General features: G+C 39.9%; 1 protein-coding gene. It reads left to right on the top strand.

Annotated features, from left to right (window positions below; all coding sequences use genetic code 11):
- A partial coding sequence (locus H6A12_RS13055) for an SH3 domain-containing protein (RefSeq protein WP_204448435.1) occupies positions 1 to 209 on the top strand: 209 nt, incomplete at its 5' end.
- Positions 210 to 694 lie beyond the last annotated feature (485 nt).

The raw sequence follows: 694 nt of genomic DNA, 5'->3' as shown, positions 1-694 counted from the left end.
CGCCGAGCACGCCTGCAACCAAAACAGGTTATTCCACCGGCGATCGTGTGCGCATCCGTTCGCTCGCTTCCACCTCTTCCTCGATTCTTACGCACGTAAACCGCGGTGATTCATTTACGGTACACGGTGAATCGCAGAACGGATGGTATGCTGTCACACTCAAAGATGGTACAAAAGGCTATATTTCTGCGCAGTATGTGCGGTTCTGATTGATTTACGCGCAAGCTTGTCTTGAAAGCAAAATACAGACTCCCCACAAAATGCATCCAGTTGAATTGTGAAATCGCACAGTTTAACTGGATGTTATTTTTATTGTTTCACTTTAAATTATCTAAAATATTTTAATATAATACCATTATTTTAAAACAAGATATCAAAAATGCATTGACAAAATATTTTTTGTTATATATAATAATGATAAAGATATACTTCTTTTTACAAATATTCAGTTGAAACCAAGCAGAGCATCCGAATCAGCCATATTCGCGCATATTTTTTAATCATTGCATTGATTTTATATGATGATGGTCTGTACCCTTTCACACATACGATCGCACGCAAAAGAGGAAGCAGACCACACCCCTGTGCACTTGTCAAGAGAAAGTAGACAGTAAAAAGAATATTTATCAGAAGCCCCGTTCGGTTTTAAACTGAACGGGGCTTCTGTAACCCAATGCAGCGGCCGGACGGTGGT

This window comes from Merdimmobilis hominis (assembly GCF_016901855.1).
GTDB lineage: Bacteria > Bacillota > Clostridia > Oscillospirales > Ruminococcaceae > Paludihabitans.
The sequence above is the reverse complement of the archived record's forward strand: the minus strand, read 5'-3'. Positions and strand labels throughout refer to the sequence as shown.